This window comes from Paenibacillus sp. NPDC058367 (genome assembly GCF_042723305.1).
GTDB lineage: Bacteria > Bacillota > Bacilli > Paenibacillales > Paenibacillaceae > Paenibacillus_AQ.
This window is the reverse complement of the sequence record NZ_JBHXIZ010000001.1, coordinates 23823-49560: the sequence shown is the minus strand read 5'-3', so window position 1 is coordinate 49560 and position 25738 is coordinate 23823. Positions and strand designations below refer to the sequence as shown.

Annotated in this window: 10 protein-coding genes; 1 reads left to right on the top strand and 9 read right to left on the bottom strand. The window is 42.9% G+C overall.

Annotated features, from left to right (window positions below):
• Positions 1 to 19 precede the first annotated feature (19 nt).
• On the top strand, positions 20 to 13003 hold the full coding sequence (locus tag ACFWMP_RS00160) for a glycosyl hydrolase family 95 catalytic domain-containing protein (RefSeq protein ID WP_379421623.1): 12984 nt from the start codon (positions 20 to 22) through the stop codon (positions 13001 to 13003).
• 74 nt (positions 13004 to 13077) lie between these two features.
• On the opposite strand, the gene ACFWMP_RS00155 is transcribed toward ACFWMP_RS00160, so the two are convergent.
• From ACFWMP_RS00155 to ACFWMP_RS00115, 9 genes are all read right to left on the bottom strand, one after another.
• On the bottom strand, positions 13078 to 14331 hold the full coding sequence (locus ACFWMP_RS00155) for an ATP-binding protein (RefSeq protein ID WP_379421622.1): 1254 nt from the start codon (positions 14329 to 14331) through the stop codon (positions 13078 to 13080).
• Between the two features lie 249 nt (positions 14332 to 14580).
• The gene (locus ACFWMP_RS00150) at positions 14581 to 15720 is read right to left on the bottom strand and encodes a Ger(x)C family spore germination protein (RefSeq protein ID WP_379421621.1); all 1140 of its coding nucleotides are present in this window, start codon (positions 15718 to 15720) and stop codon (positions 14581 to 14583) included.
• Positions 15717 to 17168, bottom strand: coding sequence for a spore germination protein (locus tag ACFWMP_RS00145; protein WP_042188182.1), 1452 nt, complete (start codon positions 17166 to 17168; stop codon positions 15717 to 15719). The genes ACFWMP_RS00150 and ACFWMP_RS00145 overlap by 4 nt, the downstream gene beginning before the upstream one ends.
• The gene (locus ACFWMP_RS00140; protein ID WP_042188184.1) at positions 17165 to 18259 is read right to left on the bottom strand and encodes a GerAB/ArcD/ProY family transporter; all 1095 of its coding nucleotides are present in this window, start codon (positions 18257 to 18259) and stop codon (positions 17165 to 17167) included. Before ACFWMP_RS00140 ends, ACFWMP_RS00145 begins: the two co-directional genes overlap by 4 nt.
• A gap of 125 nt (positions 18260 to 18384) precedes the next feature.
• The gene (locus ACFWMP_RS00135) at positions 18385 to 20136 is read right to left on the bottom strand and encodes an ABC transporter substrate-binding protein (RefSeq protein WP_379421620.1); all 1752 of its coding nucleotides are present in this window, start codon (positions 20134 to 20136) and stop codon (positions 18385 to 18387) included.
• Between the two features lie 76 nt (positions 20137 to 20212).
• On the bottom strand, positions 20213 to 21115 hold the full coding sequence (locus ACFWMP_RS00130; protein ID WP_042188188.1) for a carbohydrate ABC transporter permease: 903 nt from the start codon (positions 21113 to 21115) through the stop codon (positions 20213 to 20215).
• Between the two features lie 9 nt (positions 21116 to 21124).
• Entirely contained in the window at positions 21125 to 22081 is a 957-nt protein-coding gene (locus ACFWMP_RS00125; RefSeq protein ID WP_339248186.1) for an ABC transporter permease, read from the bottom strand.
• A gap of 131 nt (positions 22082 to 22212) precedes the next feature.
• Complete coding sequence (locus tag ACFWMP_RS00120; RefSeq protein ID WP_379421619.1) at positions 22213 to 23766, bottom strand: response regulator transcription factor; 1554 nt, start codon at positions 23764 to 23766, stop codon at positions 22213 to 22215.
• Entirely contained in the window at positions 23759 to 25546 is a 1788-nt protein-coding gene (locus tag ACFWMP_RS00115) for a cache domain-containing sensor histidine kinase (protein WP_076301134.1), read from the bottom strand. The genes ACFWMP_RS00120 and ACFWMP_RS00115 overlap by 8 nt, the downstream gene beginning before the upstream one ends.
• Between the last annotated feature and the right edge of the window lie 192 nt (positions 25547 to 25738).

The window sequence follows — 25738 nt, the reverse complement described above, 5'->3', positions numbered from 1 at the left end:
TAGTTATAAGGAGGAGTGAATGATCTTGATTAAAATCAAACCTTTAGCTAAACATTTGACTGTAAGCGCTTTATCATTGAGCTTAATTATTCAGAATCCTATATCAGTTCCCATAGCTAAAGCAGAACCTGTAAGCGCAATCAATAGAATGTCTGATGCTCCGGAGAATAAATTGTCCCTATGGTACCGACAACCGGCGATAAATTGGGAAACTGATGCGCTTCCAATTGGCAATGGCCTTATGGGAGGGATGATCTTCGGTGGCATCGAGCAAGAACGCATTCAGTTAAATGAAAAAACGTTGTGGTCTGGTGGTCCAGGTTCTTCTTTTGTATATACTTGGCCTTCCACGGATGAACCAACAACTTCTAACCCGTATACATTCGGTAATCGCGAGGGTGGTGCAGATCATTTAGAGAGTGTCCGAGCTAAACTCCGCGCGGGGGATATCGATGGTGCTCACAAAGAATCGGATGAGAATCTTACAGGCTTGAATGAAGGCTTAGGAAGTTATCTAACCTTTGGTGACTTGTACCTGGACTTTGAGAAGTCCTCAACAACCAATGTAGAGAATTATCGCCGGGAGCTTGATCTTGAAGACGCGATATCTCGAGTTAAATACACGCTGGATGGAGTAGAGTATACACGAGAATACTTTGTCAGTTATCCAGATAAAGTAATGGTTACTCGCCTGACAGCCAATCAGCCGGGTAAGCTGTCCTTGGATGTACGCCCGACAAGTGCTCAGGGAGGGACCGTCACGGCGAATGGCAACAACATTAATATTAGGGGTAATGTACTAGACAACAATATGCTATATGAAGGTAACTTCCGCGTCCTAAATCAAGGTGGAAATATAACATCAGGTAACGGAAAGATCCATGCAGCGAATGTAGATTCATTAACCATCCTTACATCATTAGGCACCAACTATGCCAACAGCTATCCTAATTATAGAGGCACTGATCCGCATAATGAGGAAGTGGCGATATTGGATGCCGCTGAGAGTAAATCTTACGAAACATTACTTGAGAATCATAAGAAAGATTATAAGTCATTATTTGATCGTGTGAAATTAGACTTGGGAGAGTCTAAGCCTACGATTCCGACAGACGAGCTCTTAGCCACCTATGCAGGAACGAAAAGTAAAGCGCTTGAGGTTTTATTTTATCAATATGGCCGATATTTGTTGATTTCATCTTCTCGTCCCGGTTCACTACCGGCCAACTTACAGGGCGTGTGGAATAATTCTAATAGAGCGCCTTGGAGCAGCGACCATCATTTTAATATCAATATTCAAATGAACTATTGGCCAGCGATGGTAACGAATCTCTCGGAGACAATGACACCACTGATCGATTACATAGATTCGCTGCGTACTCCGGGGCGTATTTCTTCCGAAAAATATTATGGCATTACTAATGCGTGGTCGATTGGAGTGGCAAACAATCCGTTCGGATATACTGCGCCGGGTTGGAATTTTGATTGGGGCTGGTCACCAGCATCCAATGCTTTTATCTCAAATAACATTTGGGAGAGTTATAAATTTTCCGGAGATGTCGATCTACTAAAGTCACGTGTTTATCCAATATTGAAGGAAACGACGCGATTTTGGACCCAGTATTTAGTAGAAGATACGGATGGGACATTGGTATCCACACCATGTTACTCACCAGAGCAAGGTACGATCAGTACAGGATGTGCCTATGATCAACAGCTTGTACAAGATTTATTTACTAACTACTTGGAGGCAAGTACAACATTAGCTGTCGATTCCGATTTTCGTGCGGAAGTACAAAGTAAATTAAATCAGGTGTCTCCAATCAAAATAGGAAAGTACGGTCAAATTCAAGAATGGAAAGAGGACATCGACGATCCGAATAACAAGCATCGGCATTTGTCCCAACTAGTTGCCTTATATCCAGGCAAGCAAATTAACAAAAATACACCTGAGCTTATGGAAGCTGCCAGAGTGTCATTACAGCATCGCGGAGACGAGGGTACAGGGTGGAGCAAAGCTAACAAAATTAACATGTGGGCTCGTGCGCAAGATGGCACACATGCACATACGATTCTAGAGGGTCAGCTTACTGGAAGTACATTAAACAACTTATTCGATATGCATCCGCCATTCCAAATCGATGGCAATTTCGGAGCTACGTCCGGCATGTCTGAAATGCTGCTACAAAGTCATTTGGACAATATTGATGTTTTGCCAGCGCTCCCAGCTTCATGGCCGAAAGGAAGTTATTCAGGCTTGGTTGCCCGCGGGGGATTTGAGGTCAGTGTGAATTGGAACCATTCAAGAGCTTCAAATATCAGCGTCAAATCGAATAAAGGTAATCGTGCAGTGATTGCCTATCCAAACATAGCAGGTGCAAGTGTCCTGAATCAGGCTGGACAGAAGGTAAACTATTCTATAGATAATAACAATCAAATTTCCTTCGACACACAAGTTGGAGACGTTTACTCGATTATTTCAATTCCTCTTCAAGACGGACAAATGTATAAGATGACAATGAAGAACAGCGGTCATTTACTGGACATTGAAGGGGCATCGGAGCAAGAGCAAGCAGCAGTTATTCAAATGCCAGAATCGTTATCTAGCAGTCAGCAGTGGTATTTAGAAAGTGTAAGTGATGGCTACTACAAAATTACTAATAACACGAGTAAAAAAGTGATTGCCGTATTAGATTCGTCAAAGGATGATGGTGCGAAGCTCGTACAGCAAACCTATACATCAGACAAATCATATAATGATGAATGGCTACTCGTAGATAAAGGGAACGGTTATTATCAGTTGGTTAATCGCAATAGCGATAAAGCACTTACGGCATCAGGCAACACAGAGAATGGGGCACAGCTGATCCAAACTTCAATAACAGATTCAGATGAGCAATTATTGAAAATAGATCCTGTAAGAGATTTATATGATCAGCAGAAGTTCAATCTAACGGTTCAACACAGCAATCTTCGTATGGACGTAAATGAAGATTCAAAAGCAGACGGGGCCGCAATCATACAGTGGACTGCAGGTTCAGGCTGGAATCAGCAATGGATGTTTATGAAGACAGATCCAGGCTATTACAAAATAATTTCAATGAGCAGTTCAAAAGCATTGGCTGTAGAGAATGCTTCAACAGCAGATGGTGCGGGAATTATTCAAGCCACTTTCATCGGTGATACGAACTACAAAGATGAATGGTCTGTCGTAGATGTAGGTGATGGTTACTTTCAATTGAAAAACCGGGCTAGTGGCAAAGTCATTGAAATGCCCGATAACCGTTTATCAAACGGTGAACAATTCGTGCAAAATAAAGCCGGAACAGGAAATAATCAGAAGTTTGTATTTTCGTTAGATAGAACCGTGAACGACAATGCAACTGGATCAGGAAGTGATCAGTTTGTATACAGTTCAGGTTGGGACTATACTACTTCCGAAGGTGGGGCATTCAGTCGTGACAACCACTACTCTAACAAGGCGGGTTCATACGCACTTTTGCGTTTTACTGGCTCAAAGGTGCAATTGTATGGAGCTAAGAACGATAATCAGGGGATGGTTGCGTTTTCCATCGACGATGGTCCTGAACAACTGGTTGATACTTACGCCTCTTCGCGTTTAGATCAACAACTGCTTTTTGAAAGCTCGGAGATGTTGAATCAGGAGCATGTGCTCAAAATCCGGGTGACAGATCAGAAGAATGCCAATGCAATTAACACATTTATTTCAGTCGACCGTGCGGATATTCAGTCTCGTGTAGTTAAGGGCGTGAATAAATCCGAAGATTATTATAAACAAACGAAAGAAACAATTAATGGGGTTAACTATAGTGTGATAACTTTGAATTATAAAGGGGAAGACGCAGGGGATGCGGTTAGAGCAGCAATTGAGGCTGTTAAGAAGGCGCAAAAGCCTGTTATTCTAGACTTTCCGACGGATACTTATCACTTTAAAGCATCAACCGCGAATAAAGTGCAATATTTCATTTCAAATACATCAACTATCCAACAGACGCCAAGCAGCACTCGAAAGGTAGGTCTTCTATTCAAAGATATCGATGATCTTACCATTCGTGGGAATAGCTCAACCTTGTTGTTCCATGGTGTGATGACGCCTATTGCATTTGACCATGCGACAAATATCAAGGTGAATGGAATTAACATTGATTTTAACCGTCCAGTAGTTTCGGAGATGACCGTTACTGAAGTAGGCGATAACTACATGAAAGCGAGCATACATCAGGACTCATGGTACTCTATTCAGAATAATCAATTAGTATGGTTCGGAGAAGAGAACTGGACAGAGAATGGAACTCAAAATGTACGAGTTGTGCAAGAGTATAATCCCGTCACTAAACAAACTTGGAGAGTGGCTAATCCTCTCGACAGCTCAACAAGCGCGAAGGATCTCGGTAAACGTGAGGTGCAATTCAATTTCTCTAAAAGCCCGAATGTGACGGTAGGAAACACTTTTCAGCTACGGGATACAGCTAGAAGAGAACAAGGCGCATTGATTTATCGAAGCAAAGATATTGTTTGGTCGGATGTCAATTTCTATGCTGCTCCGGGGCTTGGAATTGTCAGTCAATATAGTGAGAATGTAGCGATCGATAAGATGAGCTTTGCGCCTAAGGCAGGAAGTGGACGGACAAACGCATCGATGGCGGATTTCCTACAAGTTTCGGGAAGCAAAGGCGATATTCAGGTGTCGAACTCCTATTTTGCTGGAGCACAAGATGATGCCATTAATATTCATGGTACACATCTGCAGATTGTACAGATTCCGGCATCCAATCAGGTGAAGGTCCAATTTATGCATCCGGAGAGCTGGGGCTTTGATGCATTTACCGTCGGAGATACGATGGAGTACATCAATAAATCTACTTTACTTTCTAAGGAAAGTGCTGTGGTCACCGACGTGACACGTATTAATGATACTCAAATTCTCCTTACGCTAGATAAAACGGTACCTTCGTCGATAACTGAGAATGACTATGTGGTGGAAAATGCTACATGGACACCGAAGGTTACCATTACAAATTCAAAGTTTGAAACGATTCCGACCAGAGGCATCCTCGTGACAACGCGTGGTCCTGTTCGTATCGAGAATAACACCTTTAATGGTATGCAGATGAGTGCGATTCTGATCGCTGATGATGCGAGTAGCTGGTACGAATCTGGCATGGTGAAGGATGTCTTGATCCACAACAATACGTTTAATAATAACGGGAATGCGGTGATTAGCGTTGAGCCGAGCACCTCTCTGACGAATCCCGATAAGACTGTACACAGTCATATCGTGATTGACGGTAACCAGTTTAATAAAACGGACGGCAACTCTGAGATTTATGCAAAGAGTGTAGACGGCTTTACGTTTACGAACAATACCGCGAATCAGGGTGGTTTTGACCTTGCTTTGGATGCATCCAAGGATGTTACCATAGCGGGAAACAGCTTTAAAGAAAGCGATGTTGATAAAAAAATCAACTTCAATCGCATGATTCCTGGCACGGACTCCGTGGATGGAGCTCAAGGATTTGTTGTTACGCGAACGAATGATTATACACCTGACGGTTCAGAAGCAACTGAGATTCCGCAAAGTGAAATGACAGCGAAAGCTACCAGTCATCACAGCGGAGAAGAAGCGGGGAATGCCATTGACGGAGATCCCTCAACCATCTGGCATACAGAATGGGAACCTATTGCGGAGTTGCCACAATCGATAACTTTAGATCTTGGGAAACCAAGAATGGTATCTAAACTAAAGTACTTGCCAAGACAAAATGGGGCACAAAACGGAAATATTACATCTTATGAGCTATTAACAAGCTTGGACGGAATATCATTTACACGGTTTACAAGCGGAAGCTGGAGTGATGACAGCAATGAGAAAATTGCAACATTCGCTCCGATTACAAGCAGATACCTGAAGCTTACTGCTACTGCAGGTCATGGAGGCTATGCATCTGTGGCAGAGCTCTATGTTAGCAAAGATGCTAGTGACGTAGGGTATCAGGAATTAGTTAAGCTTATAGCGAATGCACAAAGCAAGCATGATGGCGCCGTTGAAGGAAGCAGCATAGGGCAATATCCGGCTGGTTCGAAACAAACGCTACAGGCGGCCATTAAAACAGCACAACAAGTCATTAATAGCACTTCAATCACATCACAGCAGTTACAAAAGGCTTACGATACCTTGAATACCGCGCTACAAACCTTTGAATCGCTCAAAATTAATGATTCGAATGCCAAATCTATCACCATCACAAGCACAACTAACCGGATTAACGTTAAAGGCGGAAGTCTTTCTTTAGGGGCAGTCGTACTCCCGGTTGATCAGCCAGTGATTTGGAGTGTCTTTGAAGTGGATGGCACTGCAACAAATAAAGCGGTAATCAATCCAGCTGGTGTGTTGACGGCTGCGAAGGATGGAAATGTAAAAGTTGTTGCAACGGCGACGAATGATTCTTCTCTCTTCGGTGAAAAAATTATTATCATCTCTGGTCAAAATGATGAGAACCCGTCAACTGATCCAACGAACCGTGAGGAATTAAATTTCAACACGGGTTGGTTATTCAAACGTGAAGATGTAAGCGGAGCCCAAGTGGCAAGTTTTGACGATAGCACCTGGGAGGGAGTCAATCTGCCTCATAGCGTGCGTCTGGAGCCAAAGATTAGCGGCGGCTCTAATCAAAGTTACCAAGGCTTTGCAACGTATCGAAGACATTTCACACTCGACAATTCTTACAGCGGCAAGAAGCTATTTATAGAATTCGAAGGTGCGATGATCAACGCTGAAGTGTGGATAAACGGCACTTATCTAGGTGTCCATCACGGAGGCTACACCCCGTTTACATTCGACATCACGAAATATGTTCAATTAGAGGGGGCAACGAACGTCATTACAGTCAAGCTTGATAACAGAGATGACCCACAAACGCCACCTGGCAAGCCGCAAAGCGGTTTGGACTTTCAATATTTCGGCGGACTTTATCGAGATGTTAAACTGCATGTCATGGACAATTTACACGTTTCCGATGCTATATACGCAAATAAGGTGGCGGACGGTGGCATCTTTGTTACTTACCCAGAGGTGAGCAAAGAGGAAGCGACGGTGCAGGTGAAGACAAATATCATCAATGAATACACGAGCGCTAAGAACACCAGTGTAAAAACCACGATTGTAGACAGCAATAATCAAGTGGTTGCCACAATGGTGAGTGATCCACAGAAAATAGGAGCGGGAAGCGATCATACATTTGTCCAATCGACGACGATATCCAAACCACAGCTTTGGCATCCTGACCATCCTAATCTGTATACGGTGTATACCGCTGTGAATGATGGAGCTGCTTATGTTGATAGCTATAAGACCCGTATCGGGATTCGTCACATTCAATTTACACCTGATCAAGGTTTTCTTATCAATGGTGAAAAATTAATGTTAAATGGCGCAAATCGCCACCAAGAGTATTTGTATGTCGGTAATGCAATGCCTAACTCTGGACAGTACAGAGACGCTATGCAGCTTCGAGAAGGCGGTTTCAATAATGTGCGTACGGGTCATTATCCACAGGATCCTGCGTTCCTGGATGCGGCAGACGAGCTTGGATTGACTGTCATCGCCCCAACGCCAGGCTGGCAGTTCTTCGGAGATTCTGTCTTCCAAGAGCGTTCTTATCAAGCCATACGGGATATGGTACGCCGTGATCGAAACCATCCGAGTATTATTATGTGGGAATCCAGCTTGAATGAAACGTTCTACTCGCTGGAGTATGCACAAAACGCTCATAATGCTACCCATGAAGAATATCCAGGAGATCAGACATACACATCTGCAGAATACGGATTCTTCGGAAAAGAAGTTTATGATGTGAACTACAAAGAATTAGATACAGCATTCAAACCACTCTTTACGAGGGAATGGGGAGATGATTGGTCGGAAAGCGCAACAAGTCCTACGGGATATCGATCAGTCCGCAAAGTGGGCGAAACCGACATGCTCAACTCCATCATCATGCGTCAAAAGGCGCTAAATGGTGAAGGATACTTCGACTGGGCGGGCCTCAATGCCAATCCACGTATAGCCGGACATTCAGTTTGGAGCTTTAGCGACAACAACCGGGGTATGGATTCTGACCCGGCATATTCAGGCCTAGTGGATCTGGATCGTTATCCGAAATTTAATTATTATTTCTTCCAAAGTCAGCGTAATCCTGATGTGAAGCTAAGTGGTATCGACTCTGGACCGATGGTTTATATCGCTAATTATTGGACACCATCTTCATCTAGGAATGTTACAGTAACTAGTAATACGCAGCAAATTAAACTTTATTTGAATAATAAACTGATTGATACCCGTAGTCCTGACAGCGGATTAAAGTATGTCGCCCATCCGACATTTACTTTCAACAATGTTCCTTGGTCAGCAGGTACGTTGCGGGCTGATGGACTGATTGACGGTGAGGTCGTCGCTTCTCATACCGTGAATACGCCGGGACAGGCGGATCATTTGGCGGTTGAGTACGATAAGAAGGGGAAGGAACTTGTTGCAGACGGCTCCGATCTGGTAATGGCTTATATTACGGTGCGGGACGCTAACAACAATATAGTTCCGACAAATGATGTTTCAGTTTCTTTAAACTTGAGTGGCCCAGGAGGGCTCATCGGAAATGGTGAGACACGAACCTTTGCCAATCCGGTTGCCGTGGAAGGTGGCGTTGCCGCTGCGCTTGTGAAATCTTCTCTTGTGGATGGCACTTTAAAATTAACGGCCTCAGCGAGCGGATTGCTGTCGGGAAGTGCTGAAATTACCAGTGTTCCAAATCAAAGTATGTTTGTTTCCGGTGGAAGTGATGGAGGAGACAACTGGTTTGAAGGTGAGAATGTTGCCTTAAACAAAACCGTTAGAACAAGCAGCGAGCAAAGCGAAAATCCAGGAACGAACGGAAATGATGGAGATGACACTACTGGATGGACAGCTACAAACAGCAATTCAGATCAATGGTGGGAAGTAGATTTAGGAGAAGCCTATAACATTACGGGATCTGAAATCGTTTGGGCGAATAGTAGCTCCTATAATCAGTACAAAATTGATGTATCCGAAGATCAGGGGAACTGGACGACCATTTTGGATAAAACCAAAAATACGATAGCAACAGCACAGCAGAGGGATAAGCTTGTTGCTAATGCTCGGTATGTACGCGTAACGTTAACGGGTGTGCAAACCGGTCAGGCTAGTTTCAACGAGTTAAAAGTGTTTGGCGTAGCTCCGTTACAAAATCAGGCGACTCAGCGCCCAGAGTTGGTAAATGTCGCATTGAATAAATCCGTCAGCGCAAGCAGTTCGGTAACTGGCAATGAGCCTATCCATGCAAACGACGGAATCAATGCCACATGGTGGGAGGCTAGTAGCAATGCCCCTGGATGGTGGCAAGTGGACCTAGGTGCCTCCTACAATTTAACAGGCAGCAAAATCCTTTGGGGAAGGGATAACATCTATTACACCTATAGAATAGAGGTTTCCTCCAACGGTAAAGAATGGTTACAAATGGCGGGCCGCTCGGCCTCAGGTCAAGATATGAGACCAGACAACTATACGGCAACTGGGGTTAGATATGTACGGGTATCCGTAGATTCACTAGCAGGGGGCAGTGGAAAAGAGAAACCAGCGATCAAGGAAATTCAAGTCTTTAGTGATCCTCAGAACGTTGCGCTTAATAAGCCCGCTACCGCAGACAGCTATCAAAGCAACAACCCAGAAGCGGCTGGTAACGATGGGAATGAAACGACTCGTTGGAGCGCGGCCGACGGAGATGTCGGACATTGGTACAAGGTAGATTTAGGGGGGATTTACGATTTATCGGGTACTCGAGTGAAGTGGGAAATGGATAATAAAAAGTATGGATATCAAATCGAGGTTTCAGAAGACGATGTAAACTGGGCTTCCGTAGTAGAAAAGTCAAGCTTACAGCAAGTGCAGTTCGACTATTTCAATACGCACGCAAGGTATGTACGAATTCATGTGACGGATATGTCCGATGGTTGGGCAAGTTTTTGGGAATTTGACGTGTACGGCGCAGTTCCGATTGATACGTCGTTGATCCCGCAATCGCAAATGACGGCTACGGCAACGAGTGAAGAGACAAGTGGTGATAATAATGATGCTTCGCAAGCCATCGATGGGAACCCGGCGACAATCTGGCATACGAAGTGGGATTTGTCTAATCCGCTTCCACAGTCGATCACCCTTAATCTTGGGAATACACACGTCATTTCGAAATTAAAGTATTTGCCAAGGCAAAATGGGGCACAAAACGGAAATATTACTTCTTATGAGTTATTAACAAGCTTGGATGGAGTCAACTTCACACCGGTTACTAGCGGACGCTGGGATGATGACAGCACTGAGAAAAACGCAGAATTCACTCCGGTCGCTAGTAGATACCTAAGACTTACTGCTATCGATGGTCATGGTGGATTGGCTTCCGCGGCAGAGCTTAACATCGTGAAGAATGAAATGGATATAGACTATCAAGACCTTGAAGTGCTTATCATGAGTGCACAAAGCATGCACGACAATGCTATTGAAGGGACTGAAGATGGCCAGTATCCAGAAGGTTCAAAACAAACATTGCAAAAAGCCATTGATCAAGCGAAGAAAGTACGCGACAGCTTATCTGTTACGCAGCAGCAATTGCAGCAAGCGGCGAATGACTTAACTGCTGCGTTGCAAGCGATGGAGGAGAGTATCAACAATCATGAGATGGTGCAATCGATCACGATTACAAGTGAATCATCAGTGATTACGACTAAGAACGGAACGCTCCAATTAGGCGCTACCGTACTTCCTACCCATGCTAATAAGTCGGTAACATGGGCTGTGTATGAAGAAGATGGCACAACAGCAACGGACAAAGCGAACATTGATCTCTTCGGTTTGCTGACGGCTGTGAAAGATGGAACCGTGAAGGTGGTCGCCACAGCAACGGATGGCTCTGGTGTTCATGATGAAATGGATATTACCATAAGTGGTCAAACGGACATTATCGATCCAGGCACTGATCCTGTGAATGTTGAAACGATTAACATCACAAGCTCAGGAAATGCGTCCGCGATTACTGCTAAGAATGGAACTTTGAAACTAAGTGCTACCGTGCTACCTGCTAATGCTACGAATAAGTCAGTAACATGGGCTGTATACGAAGTGGATGGTATAACAGAAACGGATATCGCAACCATTGATGTATCCGGTTTGCTCACAGCTGTGAAAGACGGGACTGTGAAGGTGGTAGCTACAGCAGTTGATGGTTCTGGTGTCCAAGGAGACATGGTTATAACCATAAGTGGTCAAACGGACATTATCGATCCTGGTACTGAAACAGTGTATGTTGGAACGATTGACATCACTAGTGTGGGTAATGTGTCTACGATTACTGCTAAGAACGGAAGCCTGCAATTAGGCGCTATCGTGCTGCCTGATAATGCTACGAATAAGTCGGTAACATGGGCTGTATTCGAAGCTGATAGCCGAACAGCTACAGATAAAGCGACCATTGATGTTCATGGTTTGCTGACAGCTGCTAAGGATGGCATCGTAAAAGTGGTTGTAACTGCAAATGACGGCTCCGGAGTAATTGGAGAAAAATCCATAACCATTACAGGACAAAGCAATCAATCTGGTAATGAAAACGGAAATGGCAACGGTAACGATAATAGTAATACTAACAACAGCAGTGGAAACACAACTACGCCACAAGTCAAAGAAAATCCGAATCGCTATGAACTGAAAGAAACGGAACTACGGATCTCAACGCAAGACGGCCACACGTCGGTGACGGCGGTCATTGATAGCAAGCGATTGGCACAGAAATTAGCTGATCTCATGGCAGCTAAGGATCGTTCGGTTCTTCATTTTGAAATTCCAGGAGAGCATGACTTGAACGCTGTAGAGTTCCCTCTTCCAATTCTGTACAACAGTATGAAAGGAAGTAGCGAAACTATTTTCACCTTACGAAGTCATTTGGGTTCTTATGACCTTCCGCTTTCCATTCTGAATCGTGAGAATGTGGAGAAGGCTGCTAAAGCTGAGGGTGCTACCTTAGTCATTCGAATCGATAATTTGACTTCACAGCAGGATCAAAAGTTCGAACACTCTAAATTAGAAAAAGGCTTTAAGCGGATAAGTGACATCATCGCATTCAAAGTCATTCTTAAATCGAATGATAAAGAAGAGGAGATCCAACATCTGGGGAATTCTTTTGTGACGCGCGTTATGTATATGAATGGTGTCATTCAAGATCCTTCGACTGCAACCGCAGTTATGATCGATCCGCTTACAGGACAATTGCGATTCGTGCCATCGGTGTTCACTATGAAGAACGGCAAGACTGAAGTCTCAATATTCGGTCAACTAAATGGCATATACACCATCGTTCAGAACAAGAAAACATTCGATGATATGGTTGGACATTGGGCGCAAAAGGATGTTGAGACCTTAGCCTCCAAGCTGATCATTAATGGAATGACGGATCGGACGTTTGCGCCAGCAGGCCAAGTTACACGTGCACAATTTGCGGCATTGTTGGTAAGAGGAATAGGGTTAACTACGGAGTCATTATCGAATGTATTTGCAGACGTTAGTGCCACGGCGTGGTATGCGGAGGACGTGAATATAGCTGCGAAACTCGGGTTGGTTCAAGGCATAGGCGAAGGGAAATTCAGCCCGGATACAATTATTACAAGAGAGCAAATGGTCGTGATGATCATGAACGCTGTTCAGCTCGTTCAAGGAGATCATAGATCAGAAGCTCAATTGCGCACATCATTTGCCGATCAGGACCAAATCTCTGATTATGCTAGCGAAGCGGTAACAGAAGCGGCAGAGAAAGGATTAATCAAAGGGAAAACAGAAACAACATTTGCACCGCAAGACGCAGCAACACGTGCTGAGGCAGCGTTGATGATTAAACAGCTTTTGCAATATTTGAAGTTTATGAATTAAGTAATATTAAATAGGCTCGGTTCAAACGATAAGTTTGAGCCGAGTTTTTTTGTTGCGTTGGAGCATCTATGTACTCAGTAAGTTAATGGAATCGAGAGAATAAATTCAGTTCCTTCTCCTGATTTACTTCGTACATTTACATCACCGTTCATCGAACGGATCAGTTGATAAGAAAGCGTAAGTCCCAATCCGGTACCCTTGCTTTTAGTTGAAAAATAAATGCTTCCCAGTCGATCCATCTGCTCGCTGCTCATACCAACCCCATTATCAATTATTATTATTTTTGCGAATTGGGATTGACGCTCGATACGGATGCTCACAATACCTGTTGAATGAACAGTGCAAGCTTCTATCGCGTTTTTGATGAAATTTATGAATAGTTGTTTGATTTCAGTAGGATTTGCAGATACATATAGTTTATCCTCCAAGGGGTGCATCTCCAAAGTAACGTTATTCATATTGGCGTACGGCGTTATGATATCTACAATTGAGCAGATTTGCTGCACAAGTTCAATTTTCTCTACTATTGAATGATTGGGTTTGGCTATCGATAAATATTCAGAAAGAATAACTTCTGTCCGCTTAATCTCTTCAAGGCAAATTTCAATATATTTCTGACTCTTTTCTCTTGTGATCGAATCATCTTTCATTAATTTTAAAAATCCCATAACCGCTGTAAGTGGATTACGGACTTCATGGGCTAGAGAGGCTGCGACATGAGCAATCGTTTCCGATTTTTCACTTTGAAGATACCTGAGATATAATTCCTTATCAGAAACTGCTTTATTAAAAAGGGAAATCAATATCCAAATTCCGAGGAAATTTTGTACTGGCATAACGAGGATATTGAACTTTAAATGCTGTATCGTGTATTGGTATTCCGTTGCAAACATAGTACCTATTGGAATAATGGAAAAGCATATCCCTGCAATGAGTGTAATAAGCTTTCGGTACTCGGAACGACGACGGTATAGATTGGATAACAATGCGGATAAGGAGAAAGTGATGGAGAGAATAATTATCGCTGAAAATAGTCCCTGTCCACCTATAAGGAGGCGGTATACTAGAAACTCAACGATAAGAAAAACTCCAGTAGTTATGCCTCCATACACCATTCCGAAAAACATGATCACGTAACGAATGTCGAATATGATTCCATCTTGTATACTAGCAGGAAAGGTCATCGACATAAAAAGACATATCATGCAGGTGATCGTGATAAATTGTTTTGAATAGTTAACGGCTTTGTCACGATAGTAAATGGTATAAAGGACAAAAGGGGTTAGGGCAAACAATAATTGCAGTAAAATATCCTTTACATCCAGCATATTAGCCCTCCCGATAGTTTGGAAATAATTTGATATACTGTTTATTCGTTGTGACTATGAATTCCTCCTTCTGAGGGAGCGGTGTAAAGGCACTAATCATAACTATTGAGAAGAAATTTACGTATACAGGAAGAATTATACTGTGCGTGCGAAACCTGTCGTTTAATCATTTCAAATAAAAAGGCTGAAGAACAACTTTTAGTAATTAAAAGTTGTTCTTCAGCCTTTAGTTGATCATTTCATCTGAGTTTACTCAATCTTAGATATCCCACCACTGGTCAGATTCACCTTGATATCAATTTTTTCGATGCTGCTTGAATCGAGCGGTAAGATTCCTTTATCATTCAGTTTGTTCCACTCTTTTGAAAGATTACGATAGAATATGCCTGAAAGTCCATATACATCGGCATTTATTTCTAAACCTTTCAAGTAAGTTTCCCTAATCTGATCTTCAATTACTTTTATCGCTTTCAGTTCAATATCTTTTCGATTAAGGTTTGCGCTCAATTCCGGAAGAGTGCCCTGCATAGACACTTTAATATCGAAGACAGGTTTGTCATGCTTCATCTTGGGTTGAATAGAGAATTTAAGTTTGTTCATGACGATCACAGCAAGTACTTTTTTGTCATCTTTGATTATCAGAGGCGTTCGTTGCGTCTTTTTTTCCAGCCATCGAACCCCTAATATCTCTTTAGACTTCAGGCAACCACGAAATTGCTCATTTTGCAGAAAGCAGATCCCTGACATGCTAATGTTAGGGGAAGGTTTCTTATTACTGGTCCAGTCTGGCGCAATTTCAAGAAAAGGTAATCGAACCGTTTCGGCTTTCTCTCTCCATTTCCATATAAACTTGTACAGATACAACGGAGCGATAACCGAGCTCTGTTCATAGGTTCGCATGGGACTGTTAAGCTGCGAGTAGATCACTGACAGATCGGCGATCGACGGGGTATTCAGCACATCTTCCATGGGTTCGTTGGTTGCCATGGTCCAAACGGTATATCGAAATTCATAATATCGATCCCAAACGTCCAATACTTGATTGATGACGCTACCCTTCTTTAGCGCTGCTTCACTAAATACGATTGTTTTCACATTACTCCAGATAATTCTTTGTGGACTAGTGGCATATAAATTAAATATTGCCGCATCAAACGAATCTCCTTCTGCTTTCCCTATGAAAGTTTTTTGTTCTTGGCTCTGCCCGGCCTCTTTTTTCGCAATGCCACTAAAGTTAACCATTTGAATATAAACAACGACTTTGTTATCTACATAATCGACGCCTAATGTATTCACATAGATCATATGCTCAATTTCTTTTGATCCCCAACAGCCTGTAAGCAGCATGGAGAGAAGAGCAGTAACAAGCATGCACCGGATCAATTTCATGATCGATCTCGTCCTTTATTTCCCGTATTGTCCGTGAACTTTCCCTTTCCCCACGGCATTCTGAAAATAACTTTATAAAAATCCTTCCAGTGAGGCGGGGATAGAGGGGAAAGGTAGTAGGTGCCGAAAGAACGTAAATTTACCATAAAGAGGATCAGTGCAAGCAGACAGGTCATCGTACCAAACAACCCCAGAAACCCGCTAATGATGAGAATAGCAATTCGAAGCAAGCTAACAACGCTAACTAATGACTGGTTCACCAATGTAAAGGTAGCCAATACTGAAATGGCTATTACTACAATCGTACCTGGACCTGCAATGCCGGCGCTTATGGCTGCCTGACCGATAATTAAACCTCCAACAACCGATAAGGTCTGGCCATAAGCAGTGGGTAATCTCATACCTGCTTCCCGAAAAATCTCAAATAAAATGAGCATCACAATCGCCTCTAAGGGAGCCGGAAGAGGCACGCCTTGTCTCGAATTTACTAACGTTGCAAGCAGCGTAAAGGGGATTTGATCTTGATGAAACGTAGTAAGCGCGATCCAAAAGCCCGGCAAAAACAGGGAAAGCATAACCCCTAGGACTCTTAATAACCTAGTAAAAGCAACAAAGATGTTTACCATATGTGCATCTTCCGAAGTATTCAACAAGAAGCTAAAGCTCACTGGCGCTATAATCACAGTAGGCGAACCATTCGTCAAGAGCACAAATTTGCCATGAAGCAGTGAATTCGCAGCATAGTCAGGTCTGCCCGTATATGCGAATAATGGAAAAAACGAAAATCCAGTCAGACTTTCTTCAAGCTGGGTGCTACTTACCAATCCCTGGATTTGAATGCCGGTTAGTTTTGACTTGATCTCATCTAGTACATGAGGTTTAATCGTCTCCTTGAGATATAAAAGATGAACTTCAGTCGCGGTTTGGATTCCAATACTGAATTGTTCAACAGCCAATAATTCGGTCTTAAGCCTTTTTCGAATAAGGGCAATATTGGTAAATGATTCTTCCGTAAAACCATCCTTAGGCCCTCTTGTGGACACTTCTGTATTGGGTTCTTCAGGTTGCCGTTTAGGTGGATCAGCCAATTTCACAACATAGTATTGATTCGATGGCGTAAAAAGAAGGAAAAGATCACCATTAAGCACAGTATCAATCATTGAAGCATTAATCTCTTTTGATGGAAGGGGGGTCATGTGAAACGGAACTTTTTGCATAAGATCGAGTTCATTCGATGTGAGAATAGATTCCGGGATCTTTTTTAATTCCGGGATGATATATTCTTCCACTTTGATTTCATCGCACAACCCCTGGCAATACACCAGTTGAACGGCATTGTCCGAGTCAGACAAAGAGATAGTTAGTCTCTTAATGTCTGAACTTGAACCAAATACTCGTGTGAACACATCCTCGAACGTATTGGATTCCTTTTGCTCAGGCTCTTTCATGATGTTGCTTTCCCCTTTCGTTGAGCCAAGCTAATCAGCCCTGCAATAATTACAGAAAAAGCGAGTACCCCCCATAAAGAAAAGGGAAGTACATAGTGAGCTAACATACTCAGAAAAAATTGGTCACTAAATGGAATGGCTGTGAACACTACAATAGCAAAAGATATGCTTCCAAGAACCAACATTTTCACTTTTTTGCTTTGAATTTGGAGTATATCGAGAATTAGAAACATAGTTAGAGAAATTCTCAGAAAAGCACCACTGAACCATTGATAAACGCTAAAAAAATCAAGATGCTCAATGTATCTTCCAATCGTCAGCAATCTCCATTCTTCATACGCGGGAAATCTGAGTTTATCAGCCTCATCCGGACCAAATTCAACAATTGCACCAATTATCGGACCCATGGTTAGACCTAAGATAAGCAGGATCATGATCATAAACGATAGATATGACAATCGCGATTTGATGTGATGTTGCATAAAGAAAAGCATGATGACCTCAACAAAACCTGCTCCTACGTACACGCTCCCTTTCCAAACGGGCTGCATACCGTGCTCAAGCATCGGTCTTAATAAGGAATAATCTTTATGAGTTGTATTAGAGAACATTATAAAAAAACCCAATATAATAACAAAAGGCAGCAAAATTGCAGCGGTATTCGCGAGGGAGTGAATACCTAAATAAGCATTTATCACAGAAATCAAAAGTAATACGAACGTAAGGACCAGTATAGGTGTCTCTGGTGAGAAGGTCAGATGCACCCAGTATACAGTGTCTCTAGTTGTAATCATGCATAAGACAAACAAATATACACTAGCGACTACCGCAAGAATACGGCTCACGATAGGAGGGTAAGCTTTAGCCAGCCAAGCGAAAAGATGCTGTTTTTTGATTTTGGTAGTACTAATGTGCAGGATAAAGATCCAAACTAGCGCACATGCCCCAGCAAGCAGCACTGAGATCCAGGCGTCACGCTTTGCCGCGTCCAATAGGATGGGGATGATAATGACATGATTTAGAAGGCCTGTACTCAGCATAATAATCATGATGGATTGAATAAACGTAATATTTGTTTTGATTTTCCTCATCCTCCTAAATAAACCGGACCCACCGTCTACCTTATAATGCCATTCTTGGAGGTGATTTATTCTGGAGAATTGAGCAGTGCAAAACGTAAAGAGCCGAGCGGATATACGCTCGGCTCAAAGTGTTATTATTTAGCGCTCCATAAGGCAACACGATCCTGCACATATTTGGTGTAGCCTTTTTCCATTTTTTCTACTCCGGCTTTCTCCAGAGCTGCCATGTAGTCAGCCCAGATTTTATCGAAATCTGCTGGTTTGGCAAGAATGGCTTCCGGAATACGTTTCCATGTAATATCTCTCATTTTGTTACCTAAAATGGTGACCTCATCTTCACCTGGAATCGCGATATTCCATGCTGCACCATAGGCCTTTTCAGTGAATTCTTCTTCTTTCGGGAATAGATCCTTCCAAGTGGTTGCCTTGTAGGCAGCTAAAGTTTCTTTCTCAACATCGCTATACCCAAGTACAAGTTGTTCCGGGAAGTTTTTAGTATAATAATTTCCACTTGCATCCTTAGCGCCGTCTCCGTAATGAACCATCATATTCCAGTAGAAGCCGATTCCTGTTTCCTTGGTGAAGGCTGTGTTGTCATTGTTGATGCGATCTTGTACATCTGTCGGAACGATCCGTTTGCCGTTCTCTACCACGTAATGCTTACCTTCAATTCCCCAGTTATTCAAGATTTGTCCTTCGTCAGAAGCGAGAAAATCCAGGAACTTAATTGTACGAATCGGATCCGGATTTGTGCTGGAGATCGAGATGCCATAACCACCCATGAAGCCGGTAGGCCAGAAGCTAGTTTCCTTGTATTCTTTCGTTAATGTTACCGGATAATGACCATAAGTTTGATCGAACTTTCCTGCCGTTTTCAACGCTTGTTGAGCATCATTATAATCCCAATCTTGATCAATCAAGCCAAGCACACGTCCTGTGGCTACTTTAGCTTTGTACTGGTCATACTTTTGCACGAAACTCTCTTTATCTAGCAATCCGATATCATTCATATGATTCAGCCAGCGGAAATACTCTTTCTCCTCCGGACGGCGAAAGTGGTAGATCGCCTCATGTGTCTGTTGATCTACGTAATATTCCCCGTCATCCGAACCGCCTGTCGTTGCAACAGCAGGGTTAGTGACGGAAATGTACATATGCCAATCATCCGCGTTCAGGGAGACTCCGATGTTCTTGTTGCCGTTCTCATCAGTTGGATGTTTCTCAAGATAGGCTTTAATTACATTCTCATAATCGGTGACTGTTCTGATTTCAGGGTATCCGGCTTCCTTCAAGACGCGATGTTGAAGCTCAAATCCACCGCCAGCCACGAATTTCTTCTCATCAACCGCTGCCCAGGTAGGAATGGCATAAATCGATTGGTCTTCATTCGTGTATTTTGCCCGGGCAAGGTTGTCACCAAGCACACGTTTAATATTTGGTGCATACTTGTCGATTAACTCCGTTAAATCGATGACTGCTCCAGCATCTACAAGTTTACCGATATCAGCTTTGGCAGAGATGATATCCGGATAATCACCACCAGCAGCGATTAAGGCGATTTTTTGTTGTGGATCACCTACCGCAAATTCCGCATCGAGTGTGACGCCTGTTTTCTCTGTAATCACTTTACTGATGTCATCTTTCATATTGTTCCAGTTCGGATTTGGATCTTCAGCGAAGAAGGAGAGTGTAAGCGGGCTTAAATCTTCGGCTTGTGCAGTTGCTTCCGCGGTAGCCTCAGCAGTGGCACTAACTTCATTCGTTGGTTTAGTTCCTACGTTGTTATCAGCCGTTTTGTTGCTTGATCCGCTACAACCTGCCAGCACACTAATTAGTAAAGTCAAGACCATCAACATCACATGCGATTTTACTGTATTTCTTGTCATGAATAGAAACCCTCCCTTTTTCTGGTCAAAAAATGTATTGCGTATACAGGCTGAGCCTGCTTATACCATTAGCGTACTAACTCTTTACTGAACCCAAAGTCATACCTTTAACAAAGTAGCGCTGCAAAAACGGATAGACGATTAGAATAGGCACAGTGACTACAATCGTGATTGCCATTTTGACTGATTCCGGAGAAATTTGTGCCATAACCTCTGTCATATTGCGACCTCGGAAATTGTCCGCATTAGTTGTCGTACTCTGTATGACCTTCATTAGCTCGAACTGGAGAGTAGTCAACGCATCCTTGGAACCATTGTAAAGATAAGTATCAAGCCATGAATTCCATTGGCCAACGGCGAGGAAGAGAGCGATGGTTGCCAGCGCAGGTTTGGTCAGCGGAAGAATAACCCGCCAATAAATCGTGAAGTCATTAGCACCGTCCAACTTAGCGGATTCCTGCAGTGCATAGGGCAAGCCATCGATAAAGGAACGGATGACAAATACATTAAATGCGCTGACTAGACCGGGGAGGACATACACGCTAAAGGTTCCTATCATATGAAGATCTTTAATCAGGATGTAGCCAGGGATGAGACCACCTGAGACATACATCGTAAGCGCGAGAAATGTAGAGACGAACTTTCGGGCTTGGAAGTCTACCCGACTCAGAGTGAAAGCTAACATGGAGGCACTGACCAACCCAAGAATCGTGCCAATCACCGTACGTAATATAGAGATTTTGAGTCCGGTCATCAGTCCGGAATAGGCAAAGATCGTCTCATAGTTCTTAATAGTGAAGACGCGTGGATATATCGTAATTCCACCCTTAATGCTGTCTGTGGAGTCGTTAAAGGAAATTGCCAACACATTCAGAAAAGGATATAGCGTAACTATGGTTACTACAGTGACCGCAATATAGACTACCAGATCGAAGATGCGGTCCGACCATGACACGGCGGCCAGTTTTTTACTTAGCATAAGGGCCTCCTATATGATGCTTTCTTTTGTTATTTTTTTGAATATCCCGTTGGCGACAAACAGCAGAATCACACTTACCACAGAATTGAAGATATTAATGGCTGTACCGAAGGAGAAGCGGCCCATGCCAAGCCCGTAGTTCAATGCGTAGAGATCCAGCGTCTGTGAGTAGTCGCGCACCAGGTTATTGCCAAGCAGGAACTGCTTCTCGAACCCAATGCTAATTAAATGTCCGATGGAAATAATGAGCAGAATAATGATGGTTGTCTGAATACCTGGAAGTGTAATGTTTCGTACTTGCTGCAGGCGACTTGCACCGTCTACTCTTGCTGCTTCATAAAGCTCTGGACCTATACCTGAGATAGCTGCAAGGTAAATGATTGTGTTCCACCCGGTTTCCTTCCAAACATCAGAAGCTGTGACGATCCCCCAGAATAAATGACCTTTAGCCATGAATTGTATAGGTTCACTAATTAGATGAAGACTTAGCAGCAGGTCGTTTACCGCACCGTTATCGGTAGAGAGCATCTTGGTAATAATTCCGGCAGCAACTACCCAAGATACGAAGTGGGGGAGATAGGAGACTGTCTGTACAAACCGTTTCAGAAACTGAAGCCGTAGCTCGTTCAGAAGGATAGCAAAAATGATGGGAATAATGAATCCAGCCAACAAGCCCATGATGCTCATAGCGAGGGTATTACGAAGTGCATTAAAGAATTGATCATCTTGAAAAAGCTCTCTGAAGTACTGTAAGCCGACCCATTTTTGATCGAAAAAGGATTTTCCGGGTTTGTATTTCTGAAAAGCCATCGTCCAGCCCCATAAAGGCAAATAATTAAATACAAATGCCCAGAGCACAAATGGGAAGGCCATCATATAGAGGTATTTCTGCTGTATAAAAGTTGGCCAAAAGCGTGAAACAGGCTTCTTCAGCTCCAGTTGATCTTTTGAGGTAATCGCTTTCATTTATGTCCCTCCTTCGATATGCCATAATCATAATCTACAGAAAGTGAAAGAAACACCCGAATATTTTATATAAAAAACAGGGGTATATCTGTTATTTTCGTAAGCGTTTTCTGAAAAATGTTGAGTCTCTTTTAATTCTTTCTGCGGTAGTCGGAGGGAGAGACACCTTCATGCTTCTTGAATTTTTCACGAAAATAATCTACATCACTGATGCCCACTTCGTTTGCAACCTGATGGATTTTGTAGCCTTGAGTAAGCAGTTCCTTAGCCTTCTCCATGCGGACATTATCTAGATAGCTGTTAAAAGAATACCCCGTGCTGTTCTTAAAAAGCTTCCCTAGATAAGCGCTACTATAACTAAATACATCCGCTAGTGTGTCGAGCTTAAGATTCTTATTATAATGTCGATGGATGAGATCCAGCATCCGCTTTAGGAAGACCTCCATATCGTCGCGGGTAATGCCTTTTGCATAATACTCAAGAAGAGTGGAGGCATAGCGCTGCAATTGAGGCAGAGAGGTATGTTTATAGATTTGTTCAATTTGCTCATCCATGTTGCTGTGCATAGGACTCAGCTCCTTATATTGAAACGAGAGTTTGTTAAGTAGATAAGAGACGATACGCACATAACGCGATTTCACGGCCATCTCGGAATAATCGGCAGTAATCATAAGTTCTCCAGCTTCTTGAATCAGGGTGAAGAGTAACGAGCAATTGCCGGTATCCATACAAAAAAACATCCGTTCTAGAACGGACTCCAGCCTGTTCTCTATTTCCTCTGAACTAACTGTCAGCCCATTCTTTATTTTCATGGAATCCGGTCCAATCATCCCCGTCTCGTCATAGAAGAAATGCTCTTTCATCCTTGCCAGCGCCGATAGGTGGGAGACAGAGATATCCTCCAGAGAGTTCACCATATCACCTGCGGTGATGATACATTCAAGTTCATGGTCAGATACTACTTTCTGTATATTCTGGACCATTAACTTATGTACAAGTTCTTTCTGAAATGAGGGCTGAAGCAGAACCCCCAAATAAGAATCTAGCAAGAATACTATGCCCCAGTCATTTTCTTCAAAGCTTTTTGCAAGTCTCGCCTTTACGACTGTTGAAGGTCCATGATCCGCATTGTCCTGAAGTATCAGCCTAATCAGAACCACTTGATAGGAATCCCATAGTAGTTCTGCTTCAAGAATGATTGCATCCATTATTGACGGAGTCTGCGCACTTCGATCCATTAACAAGGATTGAACTAGCATTTCCCGGTTCCATACTTTGACTGCGGCCTGTTTCTTACGATCAGTAATACGTGCATCCAGCTCAATGGACAGATTCTCCAAGTATAGCTGTAGTTCATCTTCATCTACAGGCTTGAGCAAATAGGTATCAATGCCAAAGGATAACGCTCGCTTAGCATAGTTAAAATCCGCATAGCCACTGAGGATGATGATGTGCATTTCCGGATCAAGTGCTCTCAGTTCTTCAACAAGCTCTAGACCATCTCTACCGGGCATACGAATATCTACGATCATTAAATCAGGGGAGTAAAGTTCATATTTATGTTTAGCCTCAATGGCATTTGCGGCGGAATCGATGACTTGATATCCAAGACTCTCCCAGTCTAGCAGAGCAACTAGTCCTTCACGGAGCGCCAGCTCATCATCCACTATCAACACGCTATACATAAGAATCACTCCTTAATGGAATCGCAAAGCTGATTTGCGTTCCGAATCCGATTTGACTTGCTAAGGTCAGCCCAAATTGTGGACCGTAGGTCAGCTGCAGCCGCAAATGAATATTGCGCATCCCAATATTATTAGTTTCATAGTCATCATTGTTATTCAACATCTTCCTAATTTCTTGTATCCGTGTTTTTGAAATACCCACTCCATTGTCAGATACCTGAACCTTTAGATAACTGTCTTCTAAGCGGATTTCCACCCGGACCATGCCGCCTTCAATTCGATTCTCCAATCCGTGGATGACACAATTTTCTACCAGGGGCTGAATAATTAAAGGGGGAATTTGAAAAGGATTCGCCTTTGGGTCCACAAGTAGCTCATAAGTGAGTCTGTCATCATAGCGGAATTTTTGGATGACTAGGTAACTGTTTACGGTTTCTAGCTCACTTTGCAGACTGATCATCCCATTGCCGACCTCAAGGTTTTTACGCATCATTTTTCCCAGCAGTCGAACGACTTGAGAAATATCCGCTTGTCCTCTGACAAGAGCTTTCATGCGGATTGATTCTAGGGCATTGAAGAGGAAGTGAGGATTGATCTGGCTGGCCATCATCTTGAATTTAATTTCATTTTGCTTAAGCTGAGTCGCATTTTTCTGTCGATTGGATTCTTGTACCTCACTCATTAGTTCATTAATGTTCCGAACCATATGATTGAATTGTCTGGCAAGCTGACCGATTTCATCTTTACCGTCAATAACAAGCGTGGCTCCTAAATTTCCCGCAGCGACCTTAGAAATATGTTTGCTCAAATGTAGCATCCTTCCGGTGAGTAGCCGCGAGACATAGTAAATCAACAGAATAGCCATAATCATTGCCGAAAGAATTACAATTGAAGCTAGAAAGATAATTCGGTTGGGCTCATCGACGATGCTTGCTACAGAAAAAATGGAAATGATACGCAGGCTATTCAAGCTTCCTCCAGGTTGCCAGTGATCGATCACCATTTTGAAGGGTTTACCATCAATGGTTACATCGTGGGGACCTTGCCCTGTAGCGGATAAGGTTGCTAGGTCAATATTCGACAGTGATTTATCTTGTGTATCTACACGATTTGAGGCGACAATATTGTCGTTCTCATCCATAATAAGAGTTTCAAAAGATTCTTGGTTGAGGATCGCATTGAGCTTTTTGGTATTCACATTCACGACTAGCACACCGGTGGTTCTCGCCTTAAAAAAATTGACCTTTCGGATTAGACTTAAATAATATTGTCCATTACGGTTGTCTCGAATGTAGTTCCAGCAGACCAGTCCCCTTTGGGCTAGTGCGGTTTGGTACCATTGTTCCTGCGTAACACTCTCATTCGTCTGTAGAAACTCCCAGTTGTTGAGAACCGTTGGATTATCGATATATAAGCGGATACTGGAAACTTCGTTGTATAGTCGAACAAAATCACGGAAATCAGGATAGTTCCAGTAAGCTTCAACAACATCATAGACAGACTCATAACGATGATTGGCAACCTCTTCAAGCCGGCTATCATTCGATAGGCGATAAGCAATATCAAGCGGGATGTTGAGCATTTCGCCAGTCCGTTTTTTCACTCGATCCACGTTGGCTGTAATCTGCTCAAGCGCATTAGCCATTGCCATATTCCGTAGTTCATTTGTAAGGAACAGCCCTACAATTAAGACCGGGATTAGAACGACACAGCCAAATGATAGAAATAACTTCGTTCTGAGTCTTAGATTATTCATAAGAGTGATGATACGAGCATACACGACTAAGGGCCACCTCCTGCACCGAAATGTTAACGCTTACATAAAAGTATATCGTTTAACGAACTTCCATTATATGTGATCATTTAGGGATTTATTGTCTTCTGTTATGGAGTTTTGGAAAGAGGATATATTATATAAAAAATCTACAAAAAAAAAGAAAACCACTGATCTAGTCAACTAGATCAGTGGTTT